Origin of the sequence: Streptomyces sp. NEAU-sy36 (assembly GCF_013423905.1) — a bacterium.
Lineage (GTDB): Bacteria > Actinomycetota > Actinomycetes > Streptomycetales > Streptomycetaceae > Streptomyces > Streptomyces misionensis.
Genome location: NZ_CP058977.1, coordinates 2,389,259 through 2,412,572 on the forward strand (window position 1 = coordinate 2,389,259; position 23,314 = coordinate 2,412,572).

The 23,314-nt window shown below is 70.0% G+C and carries 44 protein-coding genes; 40 read left to right on the top strand and 4 right to left on the bottom strand.

Annotated features, from left to right (window positions below; translation table 11 throughout):
• Positions 1–37 precede the first annotated feature (37 nt).
• The 22 genes from HZZ00_RS10935 to HZZ00_RS11040 all read left to right on the top strand — a co-directional run bounded on the left by HZZ00_RS10935 (position 38) and on the right by HZZ00_RS11040 (position 11,101).
• Positions 38–910: a hypothetical protein gene (locus HZZ00_RS10935; protein ID WP_180331991.1), complete on the top strand. Its 873-nt coding sequence runs from the start codon at positions 38–40 to the stop codon at positions 908–910.
• Positions 910–2,586, top strand: a complete 1,677-nt coding sequence (locus HZZ00_RS10940; RefSeq protein WP_180331992.1) for a DNA cytosine methyltransferase — start codon at positions 910–912, stop codon at positions 2,584–2,586. Before HZZ00_RS10935 ends, HZZ00_RS10940 begins: the two co-directional genes overlap by 1 nt.
• A gap of 87 nt (positions 2,587–2,673) precedes the next feature.
• Positions 2,674–3,768, top strand: a complete 1,095-nt coding sequence (locus HZZ00_RS10945; protein ID WP_180331993.1) for a hypothetical protein — start codon at positions 2,674–2,676, stop codon at positions 3,766–3,768.
• Positions 3,765–4,520 carry a hypothetical protein gene (locus HZZ00_RS10950; RefSeq protein ID WP_180331994.1) on the top strand — a complete coding sequence of 252 codons (756 nt, stop codon included), beginning with the start codon at positions 3,765–3,767 and terminating at the stop codon, positions 4,518–4,520. The genes HZZ00_RS10945 and HZZ00_RS10950 overlap by 4 nt, the downstream gene beginning before the upstream one ends.
• A complete protein-coding gene (locus HZZ00_RS10955) occupies positions 4,517–4,840 on the top strand; it encodes a hypothetical protein (protein WP_180331995.1) in 324 nt (107 codons plus the stop codon). Before HZZ00_RS10950 ends, HZZ00_RS10955 begins: the two co-directional genes overlap by 4 nt.
• On the top strand, positions 4,837–5,142 hold the full coding sequence (locus HZZ00_RS10960; protein ID WP_180331996.1) for a hypothetical protein: 306 nt from the start codon (positions 4,837–4,839) through the stop codon (positions 5,140–5,142). The genes HZZ00_RS10955 and HZZ00_RS10960 overlap by 4 nt, the downstream gene beginning before the upstream one ends.
• Positions 5,139–5,318, top strand: a complete 180-nt coding sequence (locus HZZ00_RS10965; protein ID WP_180331997.1) for a hypothetical protein — start codon at positions 5,139–5,141, stop codon at positions 5,316–5,318. Before HZZ00_RS10960 ends, HZZ00_RS10965 begins: the two co-directional genes overlap by 4 nt.
• Positions 5,319–5,335: 17 nt before the next feature.
• Positions 5,336–5,593, top strand: coding sequence for a hypothetical protein (locus HZZ00_RS10970; protein ID WP_180331998.1), 258 nt, complete (start codon positions 5,336–5,338; stop codon positions 5,591–5,593).
• 44 nt (positions 5,594–5,637) lie between these two features.
• Positions 5,638–6,096 carry a hypothetical protein gene (locus HZZ00_RS10975; RefSeq protein WP_180331999.1) on the top strand — a complete coding sequence of 153 codons (459 nt, stop codon included), beginning with the start codon at positions 5,638–5,640 and terminating at the stop codon, positions 6,094–6,096.
• Positions 6,097–6,105: 9 nt separating this feature from the next.
• Positions 6,106–6,318, top strand: a complete 213-nt coding sequence (locus HZZ00_RS10980; protein ID WP_180332000.1) for a hypothetical protein — start codon at positions 6,106–6,108, stop codon at positions 6,316–6,318.
• Positions 6,319–6,584: 266 nt separating this feature from the next.
• Positions 6,585–7,553 (top strand): hypothetical protein, encoded by a 969-nt coding sequence (locus HZZ00_RS10985; RefSeq protein WP_180332001.1) that lies wholly within the window; start codon positions 6,585–6,587, stop codon positions 7,551–7,553.
• Positions 7,554–7,707: 154 nt separating this feature from the next.
• The gene (locus tag HZZ00_RS10990; protein WP_180332002.1) at positions 7,708–7,881 is read left to right on the top strand and encodes a hypothetical protein; all 174 of its coding nucleotides are present in this window, start codon (positions 7,708–7,710) and stop codon (positions 7,879–7,881) included.
• A gap of 52 nt (positions 7,882–7,933) precedes the next feature.
• Positions 7,934–8,332 carry a hypothetical protein gene (locus HZZ00_RS10995; protein ID WP_180332003.1) on the top strand — a complete coding sequence of 133 codons (399 nt, stop codon included), beginning with the start codon at positions 7,934–7,936 and terminating at the stop codon, positions 8,330–8,332.
• A gap of 47 nt (positions 8,333–8,379) precedes the next feature.
• Complete coding sequence (locus HZZ00_RS11000; RefSeq protein ID WP_180332004.1) at positions 8,380–8,646, top strand: hypothetical protein; 267 nt, start codon at positions 8,380–8,382, stop codon at positions 8,644–8,646.
• Entirely contained in the window at positions 8,643–8,816 is a 174-nt protein-coding gene (locus HZZ00_RS11005) for a hypothetical protein (RefSeq protein WP_180332005.1), read from the top strand. Before HZZ00_RS11000 ends, HZZ00_RS11005 begins: the two co-directional genes overlap by 4 nt.
• Before the next feature lie 87 nt (positions 8,817–8,903).
• Positions 8,904–9,125 carry a hypothetical protein gene (locus HZZ00_RS11010; protein WP_180332006.1) on the top strand — a complete coding sequence of 74 codons (222 nt, stop codon included), beginning with the start codon at positions 8,904–8,906 and terminating at the stop codon, positions 9,123–9,125.
• Positions 9,122–9,301, top strand: a complete 180-nt coding sequence (locus tag HZZ00_RS11015) for a hypothetical protein (protein ID WP_180332007.1) — start codon at positions 9,122–9,124, stop codon at positions 9,299–9,301. The genes HZZ00_RS11010 and HZZ00_RS11015 overlap by 4 nt, the downstream gene beginning before the upstream one ends.
• Positions 9,298–9,468, top strand: a complete 171-nt coding sequence (locus HZZ00_RS11020) for a hypothetical protein (protein ID WP_180332008.1) — start codon at positions 9,298–9,300, stop codon at positions 9,466–9,468. Before HZZ00_RS11015 ends, HZZ00_RS11020 begins: the two co-directional genes overlap by 4 nt.
• Complete coding sequence (locus HZZ00_RS11025; protein WP_180332009.1) at positions 9,468–9,716, top strand: helix-turn-helix transcriptional regulator; 249 nt, start codon at positions 9,468–9,470, stop codon at positions 9,714–9,716. The genes HZZ00_RS11020 and HZZ00_RS11025 overlap by 1 nt, the downstream gene beginning before the upstream one ends.
• A 23-nt stretch (positions 9,717–9,739) precedes the next feature.
• Positions 9,740–10,360: a hypothetical protein gene (locus HZZ00_RS11030; RefSeq protein WP_180332010.1), complete on the top strand. Its 621-nt coding sequence runs from the start codon at positions 9,740–9,742 to the stop codon at positions 10,358–10,360.
• A gap of 189 nt (positions 10,361–10,549) precedes the next feature.
• Positions 10,550–10,828, top strand: a complete 279-nt coding sequence (locus tag HZZ00_RS11035; RefSeq protein WP_180332011.1) for a hypothetical protein — start codon at positions 10,550–10,552, stop codon at positions 10,826–10,828.
• An 18-nt stretch (positions 10,829–10,846) separates the two neighbouring features.
• Positions 10,847–11,101 (top strand): hypothetical protein, encoded by a 255-nt coding sequence (locus HZZ00_RS11040; protein WP_180332012.1) that lies wholly within the window; start codon positions 10,847–10,849, stop codon positions 11,099–11,101.
• 50 nt (positions 11,102–11,151) lie between these two features.
• Here the strand turns inward: HZZ00_RS11040 and HZZ00_RS11045 are convergent, their stop codons facing one another.
• From HZZ00_RS11045 to HZZ00_RS11060, 4 genes are all read right to left on the bottom strand, one after another.
• Positions 11,152–11,373, bottom strand: coding sequence for a hypothetical protein (locus tag HZZ00_RS11045; RefSeq protein WP_180332013.1), 222 nt, complete (start codon positions 11,371–11,373; stop codon positions 11,152–11,154).
• A gap of 742 nt (positions 11,374–12,115) precedes the next feature.
• Positions 12,116–12,436, bottom strand: a complete 321-nt coding sequence (locus tag HZZ00_RS11050; RefSeq protein WP_180332014.1) for a hypothetical protein — start codon at positions 12,434–12,436, stop codon at positions 12,116–12,118.
• Positions 12,437–12,603: 167 nt separating this feature from the next.
• Positions 12,604–12,879 (bottom strand): hypothetical protein, encoded by a 276-nt coding sequence (locus HZZ00_RS11055; RefSeq protein ID WP_180332015.1) that lies wholly within the window; start codon positions 12,877–12,879, stop codon positions 12,604–12,606.
• A 95-nt stretch (positions 12,880–12,974) separates the two neighbouring features.
• Positions 12,975–13,910, bottom strand: coding sequence for a GntR family transcriptional regulator (locus HZZ00_RS11060; protein WP_180332016.1), 936 nt, complete (start codon positions 13,908–13,910; stop codon positions 12,975–12,977).
• A 168-nt stretch (positions 13,911–14,078) separates the two neighbouring features.
• Here HZZ00_RS11060 and HZZ00_RS11065 point away from each other — a divergent pair, with 168 nt between their 5' ends.
• The 18 genes from HZZ00_RS11065 to HZZ00_RS11145 all read left to right on the top strand — a co-directional run bounded on the left by HZZ00_RS11065 (position 14,079) and on the right by HZZ00_RS11145 (position 23,305).
• Positions 14,079–14,834: a GntR family transcriptional regulator gene (locus tag HZZ00_RS11065; protein ID WP_180332017.1), complete on the top strand. Its 756-nt coding sequence runs from the start codon at positions 14,079–14,081 to the stop codon at positions 14,832–14,834.
• Between the two features lie 145 nt (positions 14,835–14,979).
• A complete protein-coding gene (locus HZZ00_RS11070) occupies positions 14,980–15,267 on the top strand; it encodes a helix-turn-helix domain-containing protein (RefSeq protein ID WP_180332018.1) in 288 nt (95 codons plus the stop codon).
• On the top strand, positions 15,264–15,581 hold the full coding sequence (locus HZZ00_RS11075) for a hypothetical protein (RefSeq protein ID WP_180332019.1): 318 nt from the start codon (positions 15,264–15,266) through the stop codon (positions 15,579–15,581). The genes HZZ00_RS11070 and HZZ00_RS11075 overlap by 4 nt, the downstream gene beginning before the upstream one ends.
• On the top strand, positions 15,578–15,739 hold the full coding sequence (locus tag HZZ00_RS11080; protein WP_180332020.1) for a hypothetical protein: 162 nt from the start codon (positions 15,578–15,580) through the stop codon (positions 15,737–15,739). Before HZZ00_RS11075 ends, HZZ00_RS11080 begins: the two co-directional genes overlap by 4 nt.
• Positions 15,736–15,867, top strand: coding sequence for a hypothetical protein (locus tag HZZ00_RS38285; protein ID WP_257585742.1), 132 nt, complete (start codon positions 15,736–15,738; stop codon positions 15,865–15,867). The genes HZZ00_RS11080 and HZZ00_RS38285 overlap by 4 nt, the downstream gene beginning before the upstream one ends.
• 95 nt (positions 15,868–15,962) lie before the next feature.
• Positions 15,963–16,172 (top strand): hypothetical protein, encoded by a 210-nt coding sequence (locus HZZ00_RS11085; protein WP_180332021.1) that lies wholly within the window; start codon positions 15,963–15,965, stop codon positions 16,170–16,172.
• On the top strand, positions 16,172–16,552 hold the full coding sequence (locus HZZ00_RS11090; protein ID WP_180332022.1) for an RNase adapter RapZ: 381 nt from the start codon (positions 16,172–16,174) through the stop codon (positions 16,550–16,552). The genes HZZ00_RS11085 and HZZ00_RS11090 overlap by 1 nt, the downstream gene beginning before the upstream one ends.
• A 124-nt stretch (positions 16,553–16,676) precedes the next feature.
• The gene (locus tag HZZ00_RS11095; RefSeq protein WP_180332023.1) at positions 16,677–16,904 is read left to right on the top strand and encodes a hypothetical protein; all 228 of its coding nucleotides are present in this window, start codon (positions 16,677–16,679) and stop codon (positions 16,902–16,904) included.
• A gap of 86 nt (positions 16,905–16,990) precedes the next feature.
• Positions 16,991–17,446, top strand: a complete 456-nt coding sequence (locus HZZ00_RS11100; RefSeq protein ID WP_180332024.1) for a DUF3307 domain-containing protein — start codon at positions 16,991–16,993, stop codon at positions 17,444–17,446.
• A gap of 34 nt (positions 17,447–17,480) precedes the next feature.
• Positions 17,481–17,657, top strand: a complete 177-nt coding sequence (locus HZZ00_RS11105; protein ID WP_180332025.1) for a hypothetical protein — start codon at positions 17,481–17,483, stop codon at positions 17,655–17,657.
• Positions 17,658–17,744: 87 nt separating this feature from the next.
• Positions 17,745–17,933 (top strand): hypothetical protein, encoded by a 189-nt coding sequence (locus HZZ00_RS11110; protein WP_180332026.1) that lies wholly within the window; start codon positions 17,745–17,747, stop codon positions 17,931–17,933.
• Positions 17,933–18,097 (top strand): hypothetical protein, encoded by a 165-nt coding sequence (locus HZZ00_RS11115; protein WP_180332027.1) that lies wholly within the window; start codon positions 17,933–17,935, stop codon positions 18,095–18,097. Before HZZ00_RS11110 ends, HZZ00_RS11115 begins: the two co-directional genes overlap by 1 nt.
• Positions 18,098–18,119: 22 nt before the next feature.
• Positions 18,120–19,331 (top strand): hypothetical protein, encoded by a 1,212-nt coding sequence (locus HZZ00_RS11120; protein WP_180332028.1) that lies wholly within the window; start codon positions 18,120–18,122, stop codon positions 19,329–19,331.
• 161 nt (positions 19,332–19,492) lie between these two features.
• Positions 19,493–19,720 carry a hypothetical protein gene (locus HZZ00_RS11125; protein WP_180332029.1) on the top strand — a complete coding sequence of 76 codons (228 nt, stop codon included), beginning with the start codon at positions 19,493–19,495 and terminating at the stop codon, positions 19,718–19,720.
• Between the two features lie 31 nt (positions 19,721–19,751).
• Positions 19,752–21,833, top strand: coding sequence for a hypothetical protein (locus HZZ00_RS11130; protein ID WP_180332030.1), 2,082 nt, complete (start codon positions 19,752–19,754; stop codon positions 21,831–21,833).
• Between the two features lie 223 nt (positions 21,834–22,056).
• On the top strand, positions 22,057–22,458 hold the full coding sequence (locus HZZ00_RS11135) for a hypothetical protein (RefSeq protein WP_180332031.1): 402 nt from the start codon (positions 22,057–22,059) through the stop codon (positions 22,456–22,458).
• 24 nt (positions 22,459–22,482) lie between these two features.
• The gene (locus tag HZZ00_RS11140; protein ID WP_180332032.1) at positions 22,483–22,728 is read left to right on the top strand and encodes a hypothetical protein; all 246 of its coding nucleotides are present in this window, start codon (positions 22,483–22,485) and stop codon (positions 22,726–22,728) included.
• A gap of 88 nt (positions 22,729–22,816) precedes the next feature.
• Positions 22,817–23,305 carry a hypothetical protein gene (locus HZZ00_RS11145; RefSeq protein ID WP_180332033.1) on the top strand — a complete coding sequence of 163 codons (489 nt, stop codon included), beginning with the start codon at positions 22,817–22,819 and terminating at the stop codon, positions 23,303–23,305.
• The last annotated feature ends 9 nt before the right edge of the window (positions 23,306–23,314 follow it).

The following is a 23,314-nucleotide window of genomic DNA, read 5'->3' on the forward strand; positions in this document are numbered from 1 at the left end:
CCAACATCCGCGCCCGCCGCAGCCGGAAGGAGAAGCCATGAGTTCCAACCCCTCCAAGGGCCCTCTCATCGACGCCGAGCCCGTCCGCCGCCACGTCCGCAACCTCATGGCCGTCGGCGTTTCCGTCGTCCGCATCGCCGAACACGCCGGGGTCAGCTTCGCCGTCGTCAGCGGCCTCCTCTACACCCGTGGCCCCGGCCGGGGACGCGCCGAGAAGATCCGCCTCCTCAACGCCCGTGCCATCTTCAGCGTCCGCGCCGAGAACATCGTCACCCACTACGTCGACCCCACCGGCACTCGCCGCCGACTCCAGGCACTCATGGCCAACGGCTGGCCGCAGCTCCGCCTCGGACCCCACATCGGACGGCACCCGATGTACGTCAACCAGCTCCTCGCTCAGCCGCGCATCTACGGCGTCACCGCCGTGGCTGTGGCCGCCGCCTACGACCGGCTGTGGAACCAGGACCCTCGCCAGCACGGCGTGCGGATCGGCACCTACAAGAAGGTCCGCGGCGTAGCCCGCGCACACGGCTGGGCGCCGCCCGGAGCCTGGGACGACGACACCATCGACGACCCGGCCGCCCACCCGGAGTGGACTGGCTACTGCGGAACCGACCGCGGCTGGTGGGCCCATCGCCTCGAGGAGATTCCCGTCTGCGAGCGGTGCGAGGCCGCACATGAGCAGTGGAAGGCAGACCGCGCCCACCTGACCGCCAAGCAGCGGTGGGCCGAACTCGGGCAGGCCCGAAACACGGCCCGCGCCCGCGAGGCAGACCTGGCCGAGGACGCCCGCGAACTCCTCCAGCTCGGCACCGACATCCACCAGGCCGCCGAACGCCTCGGCGTCAGCCGCAACCACCTGCAGCAGGCCATGCTCCGCCACCCCGACACCGAGAGGACCGCCGCCTGATGTACCGCAACGACGACGAACTGACCGTCATGGACTGGTTCTGCGGCGCCGGCGGCAGCTCTCAGGGCATGCACTCCATCCCCGGCGTCCGCATGGCCCGCGCCGCGAACCATTGGGAGCGGGCGATCGAGTCGCACTCCGCGAACTTCCCCAACGTCGACCACTACCGCGGCGACATCCGCGAAGCCCCCGTCGAGAAGTGGCCCGTCACCGACATCTTCTGGGCCTCCCCGGAGTGCCCGCAGTGGTCCAACGCCCGCGGCAAGCGCCGCGACTTCGACGCCTCCCTCCAGGGCGACCTGTTCGACGGCTTCGGCCCGAGCGAGGAGGTCGAGCGGTCCCGGGCACTGATGGAGGAGGTGCCCATGTACCTGCGCGGTGTGCAGGAGCGCGGCGGGCTGGTGAAGGCGGGCGTGGTCGAGAACGTCGTGGACGTCCGGGCCTGGGACCAGTGGGACCGCTGGATCGGCGAGATCCGCAAGCTCGGCTACAAGACCCGCGTCATCGCCCTGAACAGCATGCATGCCGACCCGCGGACCGTGCACAAGGCGCCGCAGTCCCGCGACCGGCTGTACGTCGCCTACTGGCACGAGTCCCTCGGCCGGACGCCGGACTGGGACAAGTGGCTGAGGCCGCGTGCCTGGTGCACCGGCTGTGAGATGTGGGTTCAAGCGGTGCAGCGGTTCAAGGACCCCGGCCGCGACATGGGCCGCTACCGCCAGCAGTACGTCTACCGTTGCCCGAACGCGAAGTGCCGCAACCAGGTCGTCGAGCCGGAGACGCTCCCCGCTGCCGTCGCCATCGACTGGTCGCTTCCCGGGCAGCGCATCGGCGACCGGGCCAAGCCGCTCGCCGAGAAGACCCTCGCACGCATCCGCGCCGGCCTGGACAAGTTCGCCCGGCCCGCCATGGTCCCCGCGGGCGGCACCTGGCGCACCGACGCGGTACCGGTCACCGAGGCACTGCCGACCAGGACAACCTGCGAGAACGACGGGCTTGCCATCCCGCCGCTGCTCATCCCGGTCGAGGGCCGCGACGGCAAGGAACCGAACTCGGCGAACCTGCCGCTTCGCACCCAGACCGCCCGCAACGAGACTGGCCTCGCCTGGCTCCCGTTCATCGCCGAACTCCGCGGCGGCGGCAGCGTCGCCCGGCCGGCCACCGAGTCGCTGGCCACCGTGACGGCGTCCGGCAACCACCACGGCCTCGTCACCCCGGACCTCCCTGCGTTCGTGATGCGGAACAACACGGCTCGCGGCAACCCGGCGCAGATGTGCACGGCGGTCAATGAGCCCGCCCGCACTCTCACCGCCGCCGGCCACCAGTCCCTCGTCACCTGGGAGTCGCTGCTCGTCCCGTACTACGGCAACGGCACGGCGCGCACCGTCCGCGAGCCCGTCGGCACCCTCTCCACTCGGGACCGGTACGCGCTCGTGCAGGGCGAGGTCGATCTCAACGACGTCCGGTTCAGGATGCTCGAACCCCACGAGATCGGCCGCGCGATGAGCTTCGCCGACGCGTACATCGTGCTCGGCAGCAAACGGGAGCGGGTCCGCCAGTACGGCAACGCCGTCACCCCGAACTGCGCCGAGGTCATCGTCGCCGCCCTGGTCGAGGCCATCAGCGGCGAGGACATCGACCGGTACGCCCAGCCCGAGACGGCACTCGCCGCGTGACCGCGGGCCGCCGGCCGCGCGACCGGCCCTAGCCAGCAGCACACCCCACCCCCGTCCACCACCCACGGCATCCGAAAGAAGAACCCCATGGCACGTGGCCACGGCCGGATCCTCACCAGCATCTGGGAGGACTCCGACTTCCTGAAGCTCGACGAAAGGGAACAGCGCTTCTACCTGTTCCTGATCTCGCAGCCCAACCTCAACCACGCCGGGCTGCTGCCGCTCACTCTCCGACGCTGGTCCCGCAAGGCGCACGGCCTCACCTCCGCCGACGTCGAGAAGCGCCTGCAGTCCCTGGACGACGCCCGGTTCATCGTCATGGACGACGACACCGAGGAGTTGCTCATCCGTTCGTTCGTCCGCAACGACGGCGTGTGGAAGCAGCCCAAGGTGATGGGCGCCATGGTGTCCGGTGCGATGGAGATCTCCTCACGCCGACTCCGGCGGGCACTCCTCGCCGAAGTCGAGCGGATCCCGCTCAGCGAACTCAGCAACGAGCCGGGGTCCCGCGGAGTGTCGATCCGGCAGCAGGTGTCGGAGCACATCGAAACCCTCCGCAAAGCCTTCCGCGAACCCGACCCGACCCCTTCCGGAAGGGGATCGGAAACCCCCTCCGCCACCCCTTCGGGAACCCCCTCCGATACCCCTACCGACGGGGGTCCGAAAGCCTCTACGCGCGCGCACGCGCCCGCATCACGCGCGCATTCCCCTGCCCCTGCCCCTGCCCCTGTCCCCAGCCCCACACCCCAGGGGTCGGCTGAGGCAGACGGTCAAGCCGAACTCGTCGTCGTCCTGGATGCCGACTTCGTCGGAGCGGCAGAAGCCGCCCCCGAGGAAGCCGAGACGGTCAGCAGCCAGACGATCGTCGGCGAGTGGCTGGAGCGCGTGAACAAGCGCCCGCCGCAGAGCGTCATCGGCCAGACCGCCAAACAGATCAAAAAGCTCATCGACGAAGGCATCGCCCCAGACGACATCCGCGCCGGGCTTGCCCGCTGGATGCGCAAGGGCTCCGCCCCGTCCGCCATCCCCAGCTTCGTCAACGAAGCCATGAACGCCACCGCGCAGCCCGGCGGCAACGTCGTGGCCCTGAACCCCGGCCAACCCCTCGTCGGCACCGACGCCAAGGTCGCCGGCTGGGCTGCCGTCGCCGCCCAACTCGCAGAGCGAGGAGACTCCGCATGAACCCGACCGAGGCTGCCGAACTCCTCGGTCACGCCGCTGCCTTCGACAACCGCAACCCCTCCGCTGCTGCCGCCATGGCTTGGGCCTCCGCCCTCCACGACGTACCGCTCGACGACGACGCCAAGGCCGCGGTCGCGATGTACTACACGACCGCGCCGCAGGACCCGCGTGAGCGGCTGTGGATCCTGCCGCACCACGTCCGCACCCTCCGCACGAAGATCCGCAACGCCCGGCTGGAGAACTTCCAGTACGAGCCCGTGCCCGACGAGACCGTGCCCGAGTACCTGGCCCGGCTCCGCGGGCAGACCGCGGCCATCGCCTCCGGCCGCATCGCCGCCCCCTCTGGCCCGCTGGCACTCGAAGGCGGCCCGACCCGCGAGTTCATGGCCGAGCTGGAGGCCCTCGGCTGGCAGGGCAACCGCACCGTCAACGAGGACGAGCCCGGAGCCGAAGGCATCGACAGCGTCCGCCGGGGCGGCCCGCTCGGCGTCGAATGCCCCGCCTGCCACGCGGCCATAGGCAAGCCCTGCAAGACGCCGGGCGGCACCGACAAGCAGCCGCTCGGCAAGCCCCGATCCAAGCCGCACAGCGCCCGCCTGCGGGCCGCCAACGGCCAGCCCGAGCAGACCCCCGAGGAGCGAGCCGCGCAGGAGCAGCGCATCCGGGAGGCCTCCGCCCGGCACCTCGCCCGCAAGGCCGCCGAGGAAGAGATCCCGGACGCCGAGATCGTCGACGAGGAGGTCTCGTCATGAGCGGCAACTGGGAGCCCGAGGTTGACGACATCAAGGCGATGCGCGCCGAGGGTGGGGGAGCGGACCTGCGGGCGTTCATGCGGCAGCAGATCGCCACTGGCAAACAGCGGCGCGACAGCAAGCCCAAGCCCGCCATTCCGAAGCCGCCCGGACACCGGCCCGGCGCCTGGCCCGCCGGCACCCAGTCACCCGGTCCGCCGCCCGAATGGGACATCCCAGCCGCCATCTGGCAGCAGGCCACCCGCCACCACAGCAACGAGATCAACCGACCCGACCAGCCCTGCGACTGCGGCAACTGCCCGCCCAAGGAGATCCGATGAACCGCCCGCCCGCCGCCCCGATGCCCGACTCCATCCGCCACCACCTCCGGGCCAAGCAGGACCCGGCCCGCGCTGTCGACTGCCCGCACTGCGGGGCCCTTCCGCACCGGCCCTGCACCACTCCGTCGAAGCGCCGCATCCTCACCCAGCCGCACCCGCAGCGCCGCTCGAACTGGGCGCAGACCGTGGCCTGCTGCCCTCAGTGCCAGGTCGAGCCGGCCGTGCCGTGCCACGAGGACGGCCGCGCCCGTGCCACCGTCCACGCCCGCCGCGAGCAGGAAGCCGAGGCCACCGCCGCATGAGCCCCTACGACCGCCTCATGGCCGAGGCCATCCCGATCCGGCCGGTCGACCCCAACCGGCGCCCCTGGACACAGCAGGAGCAAGACGCCCACTGGGCCGCCCTCTGCACGGTCGTCGGCACACCCGGCGCCCAACGGCCCAACCACACCGAGAACACGGCACAGAACGCCGCCTGAACCCGAAGGAGACAGCCATGAACACCCCGGACCCGATCGCTTACGGCCCCAACGGTTACCGCTGCGGTTGCGGCAAGGCCGCCCACAGCAACCTCGTTCCCTGCCAGCCGGACAACCAGCTCTGCACCGCCGAGTTTCCCGGCGACGACACCTTCGCTGGACAACTCTGCGAACTCCCGGAGGGCCACGACGGCAACCACAAGCACCTCGCCTCGATCGCAGGCACCCGCCACACCCGCCGCCTCACCTGGACCGACACCCAGCCCACCGCGTGACCGAAGCACCGCTGCCACAGCACCTACTTACTCAGGAGTCAGCAATGACCGACCAGCTCGACCTCGACGCCATCCAGGCCCGCGCCAACGCCGCCACCCCCGGCCCGTGGTTCCCCCACGAGGACTGGCCGGGCCGAGTCTTCGCCGAGTCGGAGTTCAACGCCCACGTCGCCCGCGTCACCGGCTCGAACCCGGAAGCGAACGAGCAGTTCATCGCCCACGCCCGCGAGGACGTGCCCGCGCTCGTCGCCGAAGTCCGCCGCCTCCGCGCCCGCACCCTCACAGAGTCCGAGCACAACCGGGCCTGGCACGCCATCGAGGGCGCCGCCGGACAGGAGGGCGCCGATCCCGGGACTGTCCTGAACGCCGTCCTCCGCGCGCTCGGCATCAACCCGCCCGCCGAGGAGACGCACATCGTCTCCGACGACAGCGACGACCCCGAGCACACCGACGACTGCCCCGGCTGCGAAGCCGCCCCCGCCGTCCGGTCCGACGCCGTCTAGGAGACACACGTGACCGCCCACCCCCTTGGCGTCGAGGTCTCCTGCGACGGACCCGACGAGCAGACCGACTGCCCCGACAGCGCAGCCATCCGCGCGCGCTTCGGCTCCCTGACCACCCAGCAGGTTCGAGCCGACGGCCGCACCGATGGCTGGACCACTCGCCGGGCCCCCGGCCACCTTCGGGACGTCTGCCCCGCCTGCCGAACCCAGCCGTCCGCGTGACCGCCAATGCCACGGCCGGCGGTGCAGCTATCACCGCCGGCCGGGCACCCCGAACCCTACCGAGGAACCCCGTGACGACGACCTACCGAGTACGCCCCAACCGGCACAGTCGCGCTTTCCCGTGGCGGTGGGAGTGCCTGCACACCCGCCGGGTCGGTGCTGATCCGCGTCCGGTGCGCTGCCCGGCTCGTGGGCTGGCTGTGTCGGAGGCGGACGCCGAGACGCAGGCCGCTGAACACGCCGCTACCCACTGACTGGAGACCACCGTGAACCAGACCTTGCAGCTTCCGCCCCCGGAAGGCCCGGAGTACCGGCCGTGTGCGTGCGGCCACATCGAGCCCGAGCACGACATCAACGGCCGCTGGTGCGCGATGGATGACTGCCCGTGCCATCTGTACCGGCCTGACGCCGCCACCTCTGCCGTGGTGTCCCCGCCGCCGAGCCGGGCCGCACTCCGCGACCGCATCCGTCATGCCGTCTGCGAGGCGGACGGCTTCGGCTTCGCGTGGGACACGGACATGCTGGAGCCGGACGAGTACGGCGAGGTGGCCGACGCGGTGCTGGCCGTGCTCCCCGAGCCCGCCGACCGGGCCGCCGTGCCGGTCTGCATCTGCGGGCATCCGGAGCAGCGGCACTTCGAGGACGTCTGTCAGACCTGTGGGTGTGGTGACTACCTGGAGCCCCGAGACGCGGCCGAGGTGATTGCCCGCTGGCGGCAGACCGCTCTCGCAGCACGGGACGAGCTGCGCCGTCTGGCTGTCGAGGCGCGCTTCGGGGCGCAGCAGGAGACCACCGGGCACTCCTGCGGCTCCTGCGAGGGCATCGACCCGGACAGCTGCCTCATGAACCCGGACCGTGCCGGGGCGCAGCAGCAGCCCGACACCGAGGCGCGCACTGAGGAGCAGCTCGTCCGCGCCCACGTCACGACGCTGCACCTGATCGGCAACCAACTGGCAGAGATCGAGGGCTGGATGTGGCAACGCCTCGCCGACGTGCGCGAGGCCGCCACCCAGGCCGCCCCTGTGGCGCGGCAGCCGTGGCACCGCACCGCCGGGTTCGACCAGCACGACGACTACCGCGACGACGCACCCGCTCCTGCGGCGCAGCAGCCCGCAGCAGACGGCAGGGAGGAGACGGTCGAGGCGCGCTGCACGTGTGCTGACGCTGGCGACTGCTTTGCCCCGGCCGGGCACTACGCCGACTGCCCGCTTGCCGACGCTACTCCGCGCCCCTGAACCCGCCCCCGCCCCGGCTGCCCTTGCGTGGCCGGGGCCCACGGCGGGGCCTGGACGGGCTCAGGAACGCCGCACGGGCCCGCGCGCGACTCCAGCAGCGCCGAGCCCTCCCACAGCGCCCCACGCGGGCGCTCAGAGCCTCAGGAGAACCCCGATGCCCAACAGCCCCTACGGACGCGGCACATGCCCCGTCTGCCACCGCGACATGAACCTCCTCAAGAACGGCACCCTCCGCCACCACGGCGGCCCCGACGGCAGCGGCTACCTGCGACCCCGCACCTACCGCTGCAAGGGCGCCGGACAGAAGCCCGCCAGCCGCGCCGCCTGAGCCGCCGCACAGCCCCCAACGCCCACACAGGCGCACGACAGACAGGACACCCGTGACACCCGCAGAGGAACTCCAGACCGCCGCCGACAAGTTGCGTGCGCTCGCCACCGCGGCAGCCGACGACAGCGGCAACAGCAACTGGCACACCACCCGGCACTTCCCCGAGCAGCCCAACTCCACATTCACCGCCCTATGGGCGACCGGAAGCCGACCGTTCCTTCGAGGCGGCGGCGGACGAGGCCGACCGCCCGCCTACGTATCAGCCCCAGTCGGCGACTACATCGCTGCCATGGATCCCACCGTCGGGCTCGCACTCGCCACCCTGCTCGAAGGAGTCCTCTCCAGCGCTCGCGAAGCCAGCCCCGCCCATGAGGAATGCGACAGCTGGTGCAGCCCGGAGACCTGCGACCTATCCGCCGCCCTCGCCGTGGCCCGCGCCATCAACGCCTGACCGCCCTGGGGCCGCCAGCACGCGGCCCCCAACCAGCAAGGACCACCGTGACCCACCGCATCGAACCCGGCCAGACCTACCGCAGCGTCGGTGATCCCTACCCGTACAGCGAGCCGCGCCGCATCAAGGTCGTGGGCGAGCCGATTAGACGCTTCGGCCGCTACGGCGGCTACAGCAAGGTCGAGGTCGTCACCCTCACCAAGGACGGCCGCGAGATCCGACGCCGCGCCATCGAGTCGACCCAGCTCCACGACAGCGCCACCACCCGCAACGGGCAGCCCCGCCGCACCGGATACGCGCTGGAGCAGCAGTGACCACGACACCCCGCAAGAAGGAGAACAGCGTGATCGAGCAGACCAATACCCACGACCACTACGAGGATTGCCCGCAGTACAGCGACCCCACCGCACCGCACTGCCACTGCGACGGGATCAACCAGGCCAACGAGAACTACTGGGCCGAACCGCCGAACTTCAACGGCTGACCTGATCGAAGGAGAACCGTCATCACCACCGACCGAGACGCAGACCTGAAAGCCCGCGCGGCCATCGCCAACTGGACCACCAGCACCATGACCATCCGATACGCCGTCGGCGCCACCGAACACACCGTCGAAGCCCTCACCTGCGGCTACTCCATCGCCGAGCACGCCGAGCGGGTCGCCTATCTCGCCACCCTGGACAAATTCGCTGATTTCTCCCTCGCAGGCGGTGGAGTCATCGAGATTCGGCCAGCATCCATCGTCTCCATCGAGCACCGGGCCAGCGGTGACGGGGACGACGAACAGCCGTGACCGCCGGCCAGCTCACCCTCGGCGGCTGGGACCCCGCGTGGGACCTGGCCGCCGAGGCGGACGACGACCCTGGGGACTCCATCGACCCGCGCTGGCGAGACCTCCGCGGCCAGGGCCTCACCGCCGCACAGCTCGAACGCATCCACACCCTCGACCTGCACGGGAGCTACCTGTGACCCGTCAACGCCCCACCGCCCGCGAACTCCTCACCCCCACCTCCGAGAAGCTCCTCGCCACCGTGTACGCCGGCCAGGTCCGCGCCGTCGTCATCGAACGCACCCTCCGTCGCATGGCCCAGGCCGACCAGCGCATGCTGCAGGGCAGTCAGCGGAGGCACACCTGATGCCCCGGAACCTCGCCCACCCGCTCACCGGTAGCGAACTCGACGCGCTCCGCCTCGCCGCCTCGGGCTACACCAGTCGGCAGATCGCCACCCGGCTCGGCACCACCGAGACGGGCATCCACCTCCGGCTGAAGTCCGCGGCCACCAAACTCGGCGCCCGCTCCCGCACTCACGCCGTCGTCACCGCACTCCGCCTCGCCCTCATTCGCTTCGACGACCTCGACCTCCCCGACCAGCACGCCGCCTGACCGCACCAGCAAGGAGCACGCCCATGGACGCATCCGCCGCATGCATCGTCTGCGCCCGCGAGTTGTACGACACCGAGGTGCAGACCTGCCGACTCTGCGCCGAGAGGGTCGCCAGCGACCTCCGCGCCCTCGCCGGACCCGACGGCCTGTACGCCCGCCTCGCGGACTCGCTGGCCCCCGGCAGCGGCTCCGGCGGGCCCGCGGTGTCCGGGAGTCGCACAGCGCCGCTCCCGGTCCGTCTCGGCCCCCTGAGCCTCGCGGCCCGCGGCGGCATCGTCACCGTCCTCCAGACTTGGCTCATCGACTGGCATGACCTCCTCGCCTACACGCATCCCCGCTGGGACGGTGACCTCCAGCAGCAACTCGACCAAGTCGTTGGTCGGCTCCTCAACCTGCTCCCGTGGGCCGCCGAGAACCACGGTGCCTTCGACGAGTTCGTCGGCGAGGTGGCCGGCCTTGTGCACCAGAGCCGTGCCGCGACCGGCGAAGAGAAGCCGCCCCGCCGTATAGGCGTCCAGTGCGCCTGCGGGACCACCCTCAAGGTCACCCTCGACACCGCCGGCATTCGCTGTCCCGGCTGCTCGACGCAGTACGGGCACTCCGAGGCACTCCGGCTGCCGCTCTCCGAGAGGCGGGCGGCGTGACAAAGGCCCCACCCCGGTGCGGGCTGGGCGCCGCCGCCAGCCCTGTAAAGCAGCTCGGAACGGTCATCCAAGGCCCCTGGCATATGCCATGTGTGTGACATGGGAGCGTTCCTAGGTGGTACCACCACCCCGGCCTAGGCCGTGCGATACGGTGAAATCACGCTCGATGAATTGCTCTGGGAGGGCGCGATGAGTGATCAAAATTGGACTATTGAGTCCATTCGTGACGCACTCGGCAACCCGGCTCTCGCCCAGCGCTTCCTAGGAGAGATCAACCGGGCGCCGGCCCACGAGCTGCTCACCGTCTTCGCGAAGTGGGAACGCATCGCGAAGAACCTCGACACGGCCTTCGACGAGGACGTCGTGGAGGCGGTACGGCGAGGCGAAGAGCCCCCCGGCCAGTGGATCGACGGCAGCGACCGGATCCAGCGGGCAAATGAACGATTCCACTCACATGGAGCAGCCTGACCTGGCAGTCTCTACCGTGTGTACAAGCTTCGCTACGAAGAGGCAGTCGAATCCGTCTGGGACTCCCTCCCTGACGCGGCCAGAGCCGAACTCGACGACGTCCTTCCCGTCGTCTGCAAAGACCCCTGGGGCCGCACCGAGCCGCGCAGCGAAGACGACCCCCGCGACGTCCGCCGCACCCTCACCCTGAAGCACACCACTCTCGCGCTGCTGATCATGGACGGGCCGCCCGTGCAGAGGGTCTACATTAGGCACATCGACTACCTCGGCTGAACGACAGAAGGCCCCCGCCGCGACCGCGGCGGGGGCCTTCGTGTGTCCTGCTACACCTCGGTCACCCGGTACGGCTCCGGAGGCGGCGGCAGCGGCACTCCGAGCGCTCGGCCGAGCATCGAGCGGGCCACGATCTCCCACTCCGCGTCCGGCCGGCCCGCCGGGCGCACGAACAGCATGCCGCCGTCCGCCTGGATACACGCCCAGCCGGTGAAGCCCGGCTCGGTCTCCAGCACGGACACCCGGACGCCGAACTCCGCCAGCAGCTGCACGAGCGGAGTGTTCAGCAGATAGTCCGGCGTCGGTTGAGGTTGTGGCGACTGCGTTACGCTCCCCATGGAGCCCCCATTTGCTTGGTCGGGTTTCGGAAAGGTCAGCGAGGTGCGAACTCGCTGGTCAAACAGCGGCCGGGTGGGTGCGAACCACCCGGCCGCTCATGTCTTCGAGGGAGACGAGCTAGAACCTAGCCCGCCGTAGGGCGCCCGCGCGATCTGGCCATGAAGTGATCACACAAATCCGGATCCCTTGTCGAGCACCGCTATGTCATCGCAGTTACGCGTTCTTGAAGGCGATGACCTGCAATTCCGTACAGTACGGATGGCGAGGTGACCTGCAACCATGCGCGCAAGCAAGGCGTGAACCACTTCCTTCTAATGCGTAGTTGCGCGGACTTCTGCGCAGCACATCGGGCAACCACGATGACCGAAAACGGTTGCTGCAGGCCCCCGGTTCCTCAGAGAGACGGCGAAACAGCCCGTGATCCGCACCGGGCCACCCCATTCTTGCCACTCCTCGCCCAGCCTGCGGAACAGCGCTGGCCAGAAGACCAATTGCCACAACTGTCTCCCGTCACCAGCCACTTCGTGCCCGAGTGACTCGTGAACTGCGCGACTGAACCGCCTCGCGGCGGACGCGGTTCAGTCGCAGAGCCCGCCCAGGATGTCCGAAAGAGGCCACCAGGAAACGCGGCGAGGCCCCCGCCGCGCACCGCGGCAGGGGCCTCCGTGTGCGCCCTCAGAACGTGCCCGTGCAGGCGAGGCACACCCGCGACGACTCCCAGTCCGCCAGCTGCACCGCAGCCCCCGCCGCCCGCTGGTGCACCAGCACACCCCAGCCGACGCCGGCCGCCGCAACCAGCAGCCCGAGCAGCGACCCCGACACCAGCAGCACGACGCCCGCGACCACTGCGGCCAGAGCCAGCCAGTAGCTGGCGTCAGCGGCGTCAGGCGGCGCGTACCGGGCCTTCAGCGGCGACTCCGCCGGCAGGGAGTGCCAGTAGTGCGGCAAGTCCGCGACGTTCGGGGAACCGCACTTCGGTGACGGACAGGTGATCACGCCAACCTCCAGACAAACGAGCCCAGTTGGGGAGGCGAGGCTACGGGAGAAGGGGGCGGCAGTCACCGGCGCACGGGAGCGCCCGGCGAAGGCCGAGCCGCGAGGGCGCGAAGCGGGCGCACGGAAAGGCCCCCGACCTCCAGGTCGGGGGCAGTGAGGCTGGTGGGTCAGAGTTCGGTCGTGACGAACGGTGCGGGCAGCTTCGGCAGGTCGACGTCGAAGGCCTGGGCCAGCAGGTAGCGGGCCACGGTGTCGTACTCCAGCTCACTGCGGCCGACCGGCATCTCCAGCCGCACCTGGCCGCTCTTGCGCACTGCAACCGCGCCGAAGAAACCGGCATCGGTGATCGTGCTGTCGACGACCTCGACACCGGTCTCGGCGAGCAGAGTGTCGAGCGGGGCATCGAGCAGGTGGTCGGGGGAGACCGTAGGCGCTACGCTCATGGGCAGACCTTCTCTCTGGCGAGTGATGGTTGGAGATCAGCGGCTGGCACCGCTGGTCGAACAGGCCGGGCGTCGCAAGCGCCCGGCCGTTCGCGTTACTGCGGGACAATCGGCGTGCGGTACAGGCGGAGGCAGAGGTTGCCGGGCTCTACGAGGGTCTGGACGTTCAGCACTCCACCGTGCTCGTCGAGCGTCCGGCGGAGGGTGACCATAACGGGCACCTCTTGGGAGATCTGCAAGGCCAGCACCTCGGTGCTTGTCGGCGGCCGTACCGTCACCTGATCGACGACCTCCACTGGGGATTCCACCTCGCCGGCGAGGCGTCGGTACGTGGTCACGATCCGCACGGGGCGGTCGTCAACGCGAAGCACCTGTTCCTGCCGTCGGACCACCTCGCGGTCCGACGCTCCGAGGGCTCGCGCCACACTGCGCGGGGGGAACCGCTCGTCGTTCGAGATCTGCTCAAAAATCTCGTGCTCGGGATCGCCAAGGTGCTCTGGTGCCGGAGAGGTGACGTAGACGGCCGACCCATTGCGCCCGACGGCGAACCCCTCCTCCTTGAGGATGCGCAGGCCGCGCTGCACCGTGACGTTGGAGGTCTGGTACTGGGCGCACAAGTCGCGTGTGGAGGGTAGCCGGGTCCCGGCTGGCATGTCGCCAGACATGATCAGTGGTCGAATGTCAGCTGCCATACGCTGAGCGACGCTGCGACCGTCCTTCGCCACGGGGGTGAACTGGGGACGGAGCGGCTCTGTACGGGCTGCAGGCAGTAATGCCAGTACTGCTGAGGTGTTGTGAGCGTGGTTGTGGAGTGGCTGCTCGTTGCGGATGGCTTCGATCTCAGCCTCAGCAGCCTCCTGCCTGCTGTCGAACCACTCGAAATCCCGGGTTGCAACGTCTCCCCACCAGGACTTCTCGGCAGCATGATCCCTCATTCGGGCTTTCGGCTCGCTGCTGATGCCGACATAGAGCAGGCGGTCGTCGGTGTCGAACAAGCGGTAGAGCGCAGTGCGCTCCGGATTGGCGGGCATGCGATCCCTTCGGTGTGCTGACTGTCACACATCGACTACGGAGAACCGTAGCGCTCTAGAGCAATCAGGGCTAGTCCCCGATACAAAAGTCGGCAAGGCGTGCGTTGACCAGTGCCGATGTAGAGCGGGTAGCGTTGCTCTAGATGAATCCGTCCCGAAGGAGAGCCCGTGTCACCCAAGTCCGGCGAGCCGCACAAGTATCGGGGGGTCGCCGATGACCTGCGTAAGCGGATCAATGCCGGCGAGTTCGAGGAACAGCGCAAGCTGCCGGGCGAGAGGGAGCTGCGCGCCCGCTACGACGTCTCACTGATGACAGTCCGGCAGGCGCTCGGTGTGTTGCGCGATGAAGGGCTCATCGAGGCCCGTCAGGGGTCGGGATGGTTCCTGGCCGAGTGGCGCCCCATTGTCCGCAACGCCCTCAAGCGGCTCTACCCCGAACAGTGGGGCGCAGCCCGCTCGATGTGGGACGTGGACGTCGAAGGGCGCAAGTGGAAGGTTGTCGAGCCGCAGGTGGACTTCCCATCCATCCCTGACGATGTTGCGCGCGTACTCGGTCTGGAACCGGGGACTAAAGCGTGGCGCCGCGACCGGAAGTACGTTGTCGATGCCGTGCCCGTCATGAGGGCGACGTCGTACATCCCTGACGAGTTCGCACGCGATACGCGGATCACCGAGGTGGACACGGGGGAGGGTGGGATTTATGCCCGCCTGGAGGAAGCTGGCCACAAGCCTGTGCAGTTCCGCGAGCAGATCCGCTGCCGTTTGGCGACCCCCGCAGAAGTGGATGACCTGCACCTGTCGGCTGGCGCCCCGGTGGTTGAGCAGCACCGCATCGCGATGCGGGAGGACGGACGCGTAGTTGAGTTCAACCGAATGGTTCTGGACGCGTCTCGATTCCTTCTGGTGTACGACTTCTCTGGCTGACCTGCGGGTTTAGCCCTCGCCCTTACTGGGCGGGGGCTTTTTGTGTGCCTCAAAATAGCTACATGCGCTCTAGAGTACTTGTGTCGCTCTAGAGCGTGTGCTTTTCTCTTGGTGTCCGCCCCAGTCGACCGCAGGGGAGCACCCAGTGACATCCGCTTCTGTCGCCCCTCCGGGCGACTTCCTGACCACCGGCCAGGTCGCACGCCGCATCGGCAGTACGCCGCAGCACGTGCGCCGGCTCATCACTTCCGGCCGATTGGCCGCCATCGACATCGCCACCGGCACGGAGCGCCCGCGCTTCCGCGTCGCCGAGACCGCTGTTGCCGCCTACCTGCGCGCCGCCGAGGTCAAGCCCGGAGACGGCGCGACCGGCGCCCTCCGAGTTCCCGAGTCCGTCCTGAAATCGACGGCACCCACCCAGGAGGCGGCATGACCAGCCAGACCCTTTTCCCCACCGTCCCGCTTCCGCAGCTGGCCGTCGAAGCGATGCGCCGCCTGGAGCTGGCGCTCGCCGACCAGGCCGTCGCGAACTTCGACAACCATGGCAGCCTCTGGGGCTTCGACACGGTCGAGGACGCCGAAAGGGCGATCGACTGGGAGCGGGTGACCGGTACCGCCATCGACGAGTGGGAGACCGTCGACCGCGACGGCCAGCCGCTCCGCGTCGTCCGCCTCGCCGACCCGACGTTCCTCGACACGATCTGCGTCTTCTCGGCCTGGCGCCGGGACCAGTGGGGCCCGCGGTGACCGCCCCCGCCCGTCCCGCCGCGACGCAGCCGGGCCTGTCTGAGGCCGACCGCCTGGCCCACGACCTCTCGACCTTCGTCCGCGCCTCCGAGCACGAGAAGACGAAGGACCCGCTGCCGACCCGCCCGCGCGGCGGTCACCCGCAGGCCGCCCGATGACCCCCGCTGAAGTCGGGCTCGCGCACCGGGCCCTGGCGGAGCAGACCCGCCAGCGCATCGCCGCCGCGAAGGACGCCGCCAAGGCCACCGACGCCGCCGCCCGTCAGATCGCTGCCCAGCAGCACTGACCGCCTAGTCCGGCCGCGGGCAGCACCACCCCCCGCCAGCTGCCCGCGGCCACCCACCCCATCTCAGTCCCACCTGACCAGTGAGGAACACCGTCATGCCCAAGTTCACCCTGATCACCTGCGCCCGTTCCGACCGCGAGACCGCCGATGCGACCGCCCGGGCCCGTCTGATCGCCGACTGGCTGGCAGCCTCCGGCAAGGGCGACGTGATCGCAGCCGCCCGCATCGAGTGGGAGGCCGGCGAGTACGACCCGGCCCTCGCTGACGAGATCGCCGCCCTCCACAGCACCCCCGCCGCCGCCTGATGGCCAAGGTCGAGATCGTCAGCTTCGGCTTCCTGCACGGGGATGCACCGGAGGCGGACATCACCCTCGACTTGCGCCGGGCGTTCCGTGACCCGCACGTCGATCCGCGGCTGCGGGAACTGGCCGGCCGGGACCGGCTGGTGCAGCGGGCCGTGCTCCGCACCGCGGGGATCCGTCGGCTGCTGCAGGCGACGACCCGGCAGGTGCAGGCCTACGCGGCTGGCCCGTCCGGCGACCGGATCGTCATCGGTTCCGGCTGCGCGGGCGGCAGGCACCGCTCGGTCGTGGTCGCCGACCGGCTCGCCCGACGGCTTCGACGCCGCGGCCACACCGTCACCGTCACCCACCGCGACATCAGTCGCCCCGTCGTGCAGCGCTAACCCAGCCCAGCCGAAACGCCCAGCCCCGGCCCGGCCGTGAGGGTGCCGGATCGAATCCGGCCCGGGGCGCCGGCCGCTTCCCTGCGGCCCGCTCACCGCACCAACCACAGACAGGAGTCCAGCTATGACGAACATCGGTGACCCGGGTTACGAGCGCGAGCTGAAGTCGGCGCTTGAGGTGGCTGACGCGCTGCGCGAGGCCACCCAGCCCAACTGCCCCCAGTCCGGCAGTAGCGGCCCGGCCACGACGCACGACGCCGCCACCAACTCCACCACCACGGTCCACGGCGACCACCACGGCGTCACCGGCGGCACGCACCACGGCGACCAGTACTTCCACTACAAGCGCTGACACGGATCGGGGCGGCCGACTCACTGCCAGGCGACCGGCCGCCCCTCTCCACCCCAGACCCGCTACGAGACCAGGGAGCTTCCATCATGACCGATGCCGCCGCCACCTTCGCCGCCGTGTTCGTCGCCCTGTACGTCGCTCACAGCGTGGGTGACCACTGGGTGCAGACCTCGCACCAGTCTCTGACGAAGGGGCGCCCTGGCTGGGTCGGCCGGCTCGCGGACGCCCGGCACGTCGCCACCCTGACCCTCACCAAGCTCACCGTCTTACTGGTGGCCGCCTGGGTGCTGGGGCTGCGGCTGTCGGTGCTCGGTGTTGTCGCCGGGCTCACCCTTGACGCGATCACGCACTGGTGGGCCGACCGGCGCACCACGCTGGCCCGGCTCGCCGAGGTGCTGGGGCTGGGCGGCTTCTACCGGCTCGGTGCCCCGCGCGCCGGCCACGACGACAACCCCAACCTCGGCACCGGCGCCTACGCGCTCGACCAGTCCTTCCACCACCTGTGGCTGCTGATCGCCGCGCTCGTCATCACCACTGTCTGAACCTGCCCACCCATCACTTATGAAGAGGTCTTCTGTGAACCACATCATCGCTGTGAAGCCGTGGGACTCCCGCCGCCCTGAGCAGTTCGACTGGTCCTGCTCCTGCGGGCGCCGGGCCTCCATGCCGTCGGACTCCCGCGCATTGGCCGAGGCTGACGCGCTGCGGCACACCCCGTCGCAGAACACGGTCACGCGCTACGACCACCGCTGACCGGCTGCCCGCGGCGTCCGGCCCGCCCGGGCGCCAAGGAGAACTGGCGCAGCAACCCCCACCAACTACCTGACCTGTGAGGTCGTCATGCTCCGCATCATCGCCGTCGCCCTGCTGGGCCTGTACCTGATCGCGATCGGTCTGTGGCCGCCGGCCGCGGCCCCGATCGCCGCCGCACTCACCGGCGCGGCTGTGCTCGTCGGCCTCGTCCCGGGCCCGATCTGGCTCGGGCTCGGAGCCATCGCCTGGCACCGCAACCGGAAGGCGGTCGCCTGATGGCTCGGGACGAGGCGCACGGCGCCCGTACCGACGACAGCCGGCGACCCCAGGGCACCGCGCCCGCCGGCACCAGCACCCCCGGCGACCGCCTCGTTCAGGGCCGCACCCCGAGCACCACCAACGACCACATCCGCCGGCGCCCCCGCGTCAAGGCGAGCTGAACCCGAGAGGACACCGATCACCGTGAGCAGCTGGTTCGAGGAGCGTCGCGCCGACAAGGCCGCCGACGCCGAACAGCAGCGCCTGAACGAGGAGCACCGGGCCAAGCTGCGCCGCGACGAGCGCCGCAAGGACCGCGACGAGAAGCGCGCCGACGACGCCCAGAAGCGCCGCGACCGCGCCCAGCGTCGAGCCGCGCGCACCGCCCGCCGCGAAAAGGCGCTGACGCCAGGCAACGTGTACCGCAAGGGCACGCTGGGCCTGGTCACCATGTCGGCCCTGGCCTCCTTGCCCGCTCAGATCATCCACTTCGTTTCGATCTACTGGATGCTGTTCCCGATCGGCCCCGCCGTCGAGGGCGCAGCCTGGGTCATGGCCGCCGGTGTCGCCTACGCCGACGAGCGCAAGCTCCCCGTCTGGGTGCGCTGGTTGCTGCGCGTCCTGTCGCTGGCCGCGGCCGGGTTCGCCGCCCACATCAACTACCAGTACGGCCTCAGCCTCACCGAGCACGGCGTCAGCGCAGACAACGCCCGCGTCGCCGGTCTCGGCCTCGCCGCAGTCACCCTCGGCGGGCCGCTGTTCTTCGAGGTTCGTCAGTGGGTGCTGACCCTGTCCGCCGCGGTCACCGACCCGAAGAGGCGGGCCGAGGAGAAGGCGCGGGCCAAGCACGAGAAGGGCCGCCGCCGGAAGTTCAAGGCCGTCGCCGACCGACAGAAGCAGCTGCTCCTCGCCGCCCCGTTCAACACCCTTAAGCCGGAGGACGCGTGGGCCCGTGCATGGTGGGACGTCGAGGGTGCGCCGCTGGGCATGACCGCCAGTGTCATCGCCGACCGGCTCGACGCCGAGGCCGACGTTTCCGCCGTCCTCGCCCACGCCGAGCAGTCCCCGGAGCGGGTCGCCGTCGAGCTTCTCCTCGCCGACTTGTTCGGCCCCAACGGCGGCGACGGAGGCTCCTCCGGAACCTCTACCGGCAAGCCCGGCGACGGGCCGCGTGGAGGCACCCCCAAAGCCCGCACAGCCCTTGGGGGTAAAGGGAAAGGCCCGGTTTCGGATACGGCCGAGACGGAGCCGGAGAAGCCACTTGCTGAGGCCGATCTGGAAGCGGTGAGGAAGCTCGCCGAAGCCCTCGGTGGAGCCCACCGCCTGTCCGCCCGCAACGTCCGGGAGACCGTCGGCTGCCGCAACGACTATGCCATCCGACTGCGCGACGCCATCCGCGCTGAGGAGAACGACTGACCCGTCACGGCCACCCACACCTACAACCCGCCCGCGCGCCGCGGGGTGCGCACCAAGGGCGACGTGAAGTACTCCGCCGGCGCCCGCCGCCAGGCCTCCGTCGCAGCCAAGACCAACCGCCCGAACGCCGACTAATCCCGCCCACCCGAGGAGCTCACACCATGTCCAGCCAGATGCTCGAACCCAACATCACCTACAAGGTCACGATGCGAGTCGGGGACCGGTCCCGCCGCATCGAGCAGGACCACTACCTCGCCTACCGCTCGCCCGACGGCCGCCCCCACAGCGTCGACGACGTGCTGCTCGAACTGCGCCGTGCATGCGCCCAGGCGATGGGCGTCCACGTCAGCGACACCTACGTCGTCAATTGCCGCTTCAGCCGCACCTGACCAATCCGAGACGCCGAGAGGAGGACCCGCCATGGCCATGCCGCTCCCCGACGAACACGCGACACTGACGCTCGTCCCGCCGATCGAGTCGGCCCCCGTCTTCAAGGACGAGCCGACGGTCCGGAAGCCGATCGAGTCGGTGCGCAAGGTCGCCGAGACCACCAACCGCGTCGCCCAGCTGGCGCTGCTGCCGCACACCTTCCGCGGCTACCGAGAGCTTGGCCGGCGGTGGCTCGACCGGTACCACAACCACTACCCGCAGTTGATCGCCTCCGCCGACCGGGCCGTCCGCGAGGCCGCCGGGGACGTCCACGGAGAAGCACAGGCGAAGAAGCTCGCCGACGGCTACCGGGCCGATTATCGGCAGCACCGGAAGACCTTCCTGACTCGGACCGCGGGCGTCGCCGGCGCGGTCGGTGGGGGACTCGGTATCGGCGTCGCCACCGGCAGCCTGTGGCTCGACTTGCTCGCCGGGCTGGGCGCCTTCGGCCTCGGCGCGTTCCACGGCCGGGACCGCAGCGCCAGCGTCGAGGGAACCGGTGATCTGCTGGCGCCCTACGGGCTGCAGGACTCCGACTTGGTTCTAAGGGACCACGGTCAGATCCTCGGCGAAGCTGACCTCGTCACGGCCCTGATCAAGGCCGGCATCGTCACCGAAGCGCAGCGTAGCGAGACCCGCCTCGTCGGCATCATCCAGTCCGCCGGACCCGGATGGACCGCCACCGTCGAACTGCCCGGCGGCATGAAGGCCTCCACCGCCATCTCCCGTGCCGAGGAACTCGCCTCCGCCCTGCGGGTGAAGAAGTCGCAGGTCGAGATGCGTGCGGACCTCTCGGAGGACGGCCACGAGGGACGCTTCGTGCTGTGGGTGGCGAACGAAGCCAACCCCTACGGCACCAACAAGGTGCCGTCGCCCCTGCTCACTCATCAGGTGTGGAACTTCTGGAGGGACGGCGTCCCGCTGGGCACCGACGCCCGCGGAGGCCGTCATGCCCTGGAGCTGGTCTGGTGCTCGATCCTGCTGGGAGGCCTGCCCGACTACGGCAAAAGCTTCCTGGCCCGTCTCGTGGCGGCCGCCGCCGCGCTCGACCCGCACATGACCGTCCACGTCGCGACCGGGAAGGCCGGGCCCGACTGGGTCGGCACGAAGCAGTTCGCCCACTCCTACGTCGCCGGCAACACCCCCGAGAAGATCCTCGCCTTCTTCGACCTGCTCAACGAGCTGATCGCCGACATGCAAGAGATCGGTCAGCGTCTGGAGGACCTCTCCGAGGAGCACCCGGAGCGCTGCCCCGAGGGCAAGCTCACCCCGGAGCTGGCGAAGGAGTGGAAGCGCGGCCTGACGCTGCTGATCGTGGACGAGCTGCAGGAGCTGCTGGATGCCGCCGCCATGATGAAGATCAAGACCGACGATGATCCCGAAGGCAAGGACAAGGGACGCAACGGCAAGGAAGTCCTCGTCGAGACCATGGCCCGCTTCGTGCGCGTCAGCCGGTACGTGGGCGGCATGGGCCTGTTCATCACCCAGCGTCCCGACGCCACCAGCGTGCCGACCCTGCTGCGCGAGGTGTGCCGCAAGCGCGCATGCTTCCGGGTCAAGGGCGCCGAGAGCTCCCGGATGGTCCTCGGTAACGACGCGGTCGCCGCCGGCGCCGCCCCGCACATGCTGCTCGACGCGCAGAAGGGCGTCGTCGTCCTCGACCAAGGCGGCGAGGAAGGCCACGTCACCCTCAAGACCGACTTCATGACGATCCCCGAGTTCCGGGAGATCTGCCTGCGCGGCCGTCAGCTGCGCATCGATGCCGGCACCCTCACCGGCTTCGCTGCCGAGCACGGCAAGACGGATACGACGGCCGCCGCGCGCAAGGTGCTGCTCGACGACTGCCTGGCCGTCCTCGAAGCGGACGGGGTCGACCGAGCCCGCACCAAGCGGCTCCTGGAGCTGCTGACCGCCTACCGGCCGGACCGGTACCAGGCGATGAGCGAGACCGATCTGCAGGCCCGACTCCGGGAGGCCGGCGCGGGCGGGACCCGCAAGCTCGGCCCGCTCGACGGCATGGCCAACCCGAACGGCTACACCCGCGAGCAGTTCACCGAAGCCCTCGACAAGTAGGGCATTCGACCCGGTCGGCCGCCGGTCGGGCCCCGGTCGATGGTCATTATGACCCGGTATGTCGCCCGGTCGGTTCGAGCGTCACCCCAGTCGTGCGACCGGGTGGCCCGTACCTCGACCACCCCACAAACCACCGCAAAAGCCGCGTCGACCGGGTCCCGACCACCCGACAGACCACCCAAAACACCTAAAAACGCACCCACTCATCGACAGGAGATCCACCATGGCCAAGACCTGGAACCCCGGCGACTCCAAGCGGTTCGCCCGCGAAGCAAAGCTCAGCACGCCCTACTACTTCGTGAACGACCTGTCCGAGCGCGCCGGCGCCTTCGAGGACCGGAAGACGTACAGCACGATCGTCTTCGACAGCCGCCAGGCGTTCACCGGCATCCCGACCGCGGGCGGCTACGGCGCCGAGACGCTCTGCCGCCGCTTCGGGCCCATCTACGACCAGCCGCCCGCCGGCATGCGCAACGCCGCCGACCCGGCCCCGCAGGTCGCCGGACCGCTCGGCAAGTTCCGCAAGGACAACGAGACGGGCCGCGTGGACGAGGCCGAGGTCAAGGCGCTGGAGGCTCTCCTTCGCGTCAGGAACAACCCCAGGTTCAGCCACCTCTTCAAGTAACCCCGCCGACCGAAGGAGACCACCATGGCCGACTACAGCAACCCGAACACCAAGCTCACCGCCCGCAGTTACGCGTGGAGCGCCACCCTCACGCGCGGCCCCCTGAAGCACGGAAAGAACGCGGCCCAGGACCGCACTGGGAGCTACACCCCGCCGGCCGGCGCCACCGTCGGCACCCTCCTCGACGGGATCCGCACCATGCACGCACGGGAGTGCGGCATCCCCGTCGCAGAAGTCGTCCTCGTGCGCTACTCGCTGCACGAGAAGTGACCCAGCCGGGGCGCCCCTCGAATGCCTGCAAGCGACCAGGGGCGCCCCGCCACCAACCACACGTCACCGCGCAGAAGGCGACCCCAACATGACCACGACCATCGCCCCGGCCGCAACCCGGCCAGCCACGCTCACACTCGACGACCGGCTCGCCCTCGCCTCCCTCGACATGGACGACCGGCTCAACAAGGCCGGCGTAGCCGTCGACATCAACACCGCCCACATCGACATCGACGCCGGGCTCCCCGCCGCGCCGCCGCCGCAGACCGTCGAGCCCAACCCGCACAGCACGCCGATCGCCCAGCTCCTGCACCGGGCCCGCGTCCGCCTCCAGGCCGACGGCTGGTGCCGCGGGGCGCTCCGCGAAGACGGTCGGCGATGCGCCATCGGCGCCATCCGCATCGAAGCCGCCACTCGCAGCCAGGCCGACGACGCCAGCGCGCTCCTCCTCGAAGTCGTGCGGCGGGACTTCGGCGGCGACACCGTCCCCAGCTGGAACGACAGCCAAAACAGTCCGCGGCCCGTACTCCTCGCACTCGACCGCACCGCCCAGCTCGCCCACAACCGCAACCTCTGAAGGAGACAG

What these genes read in the sequence shown, in the direction of transcription:
- HZZ00_RS10935 (WP_180331991.1), top strand. Translation starts at nt 38, where the DNA reads ATGAGTTCCAACCCCTCCAAGGGCCCTCTCATCGACGCCGAGCCCGTC.
- HZZ00_RS10940 (WP_180331992.1), top strand. Translation starts at nt 910, where the DNA reads ATGTACCGCAACGACGACGAACTGACCGTCATGGACTGGTTCTGCGGC.
- HZZ00_RS10945 (WP_180331993.1), top strand. Translation starts at nt 2,674, where the DNA reads ATGGCACGTGGCCACGGCCGGATCCTCACCAGCATCTGGGAGGACTCC.
- HZZ00_RS10950 (WP_180331994.1), top strand. Translation starts at nt 3,765, where the DNA reads ATGAACCCGACCGAGGCTGCCGAACTCCTCGGTCACGCCGCTGCCTTC.
- HZZ00_RS10955 (WP_180331995.1), top strand. Translation starts at nt 4,517, where the DNA reads ATGAGCGGCAACTGGGAGCCCGAGGTTGACGACATCAAGGCGATGCGC.
- HZZ00_RS10960 (WP_180331996.1), top strand. Translation starts at nt 4,837, where the DNA reads ATGAACCGCCCGCCCGCCGCCCCGATGCCCGACTCCATCCGCCACCAC.
- HZZ00_RS10965 (WP_180331997.1), top strand. Translation starts at nt 5,139, where the DNA reads ATGAGCCCCTACGACCGCCTCATGGCCGAGGCCATCCCGATCCGGCCG.
- HZZ00_RS10970 (WP_180331998.1), top strand. Translation starts at nt 5,336, where the DNA reads ATGAACACCCCGGACCCGATCGCTTACGGCCCCAACGGTTACCGCTGC.
- HZZ00_RS10975 (WP_180331999.1), top strand. Translation starts at nt 5,638, where the DNA reads ATGACCGACCAGCTCGACCTCGACGCCATCCAGGCCCGCGCCAACGCC.
- HZZ00_RS10990 (WP_180332002.1), top strand. Translation starts at nt 7,708, where the DNA reads ATGCCCAACAGCCCCTACGGACGCGGCACATGCCCCGTCTGCCACCGC.
- HZZ00_RS11010 (WP_180332006.1), top strand. Translation starts at nt 8,904, where the DNA reads ATGACCATCCGATACGCCGTCGGCGCCACCGAACACACCGTCGAAGCC.
- HZZ00_RS11025 (WP_180332009.1), top strand. Translation starts at nt 9,468, where the DNA reads ATGCCCCGGAACCTCGCCCACCCGCTCACCGGTAGCGAACTCGACGCG.
- HZZ00_RS11030 (WP_180332010.1), top strand. Translation starts at nt 9,740, where the DNA reads ATGGACGCATCCGCCGCATGCATCGTCTGCGCCCGCGAGTTGTACGAC.
- HZZ00_RS11035 (WP_180332011.1), top strand. Translation starts at nt 10,550, where the DNA reads ATGAGTGATCAAAATTGGACTATTGAGTCCATTCGTGACGCACTCGGC.
- HZZ00_RS11055 (WP_180332015.1), bottom strand. Translation starts at nt 12,879, where the DNA reads ATGAGCGTAGCGCCTACGGTCTCCCCCGACCACCTGCTCGATGCCCCG.
- HZZ00_RS11060 (WP_180332016.1), bottom strand. Translation starts at nt 13,910, where the DNA reads ATGCCCGCCAATCCGGAGCGCACTGCGCTCTACCGCTTGTTCGACACC.
- HZZ00_RS11075 (WP_180332019.1), top strand. Translation starts at nt 15,264, where the DNA reads ATGACCAGCCAGACCCTTTTCCCCACCGTCCCGCTTCCGCAGCTGGCC.
- HZZ00_RS38285 (WP_257585742.1), top strand. Translation starts at nt 15,736, where the DNA reads ATGACCCCCGCTGAAGTCGGGCTCGCGCACCGGGCCCTGGCGGAGCAG.
- HZZ00_RS11085 (WP_180332021.1), top strand. Translation starts at nt 15,963, where the DNA reads ATGCCCAAGTTCACCCTGATCACCTGCGCCCGTTCCGACCGCGAGACC.
- HZZ00_RS11090 (WP_180332022.1), top strand. Translation starts at nt 16,172, where the DNA reads ATGGCCAAGGTCGAGATCGTCAGCTTCGGCTTCCTGCACGGGGATGCA.
- HZZ00_RS11095 (WP_180332023.1), top strand. Translation starts at nt 16,677, where the DNA reads ATGACGAACATCGGTGACCCGGGTTACGAGCGCGAGCTGAAGTCGGCG.
- HZZ00_RS11100 (WP_180332024.1), top strand. Translation starts at nt 16,991, where the DNA reads ATGACCGATGCCGCCGCCACCTTCGCCGCCGTGTTCGTCGCCCTGTAC.
- HZZ00_RS11110 (WP_180332026.1), top strand. Translation starts at nt 17,745, where the DNA reads ATGCTCCGCATCATCGCCGTCGCCCTGCTGGGCCTGTACCTGATCGCG.
- HZZ00_RS11115 (WP_180332027.1), top strand. Translation starts at nt 17,933, where the DNA reads ATGGCTCGGGACGAGGCGCACGGCGCCCGTACCGACGACAGCCGGCGA.
- HZZ00_RS11125 (WP_180332029.1), top strand. Translation starts at nt 19,493, where the DNA reads ATGTCCAGCCAGATGCTCGAACCCAACATCACCTACAAGGTCACGATG.
- HZZ00_RS11130 (WP_180332030.1), top strand. Translation starts at nt 19,752, where the DNA reads ATGGCCATGCCGCTCCCCGACGAACACGCGACACTGACGCTCGTCCCG.
- HZZ00_RS11135 (WP_180332031.1), top strand. Translation starts at nt 22,057, where the DNA reads ATGGCCAAGACCTGGAACCCCGGCGACTCCAAGCGGTTCGCCCGCGAA.
- HZZ00_RS11140 (WP_180332032.1), top strand. Translation starts at nt 22,483, where the DNA reads ATGGCCGACTACAGCAACCCGAACACCAAGCTCACCGCCCGCAGTTAC.
- HZZ00_RS11145 (WP_180332033.1), top strand. Translation starts at nt 22,817, where the DNA reads ATGACCACGACCATCGCCCCGGCCGCAACCCGGCCAGCCACGCTCACA.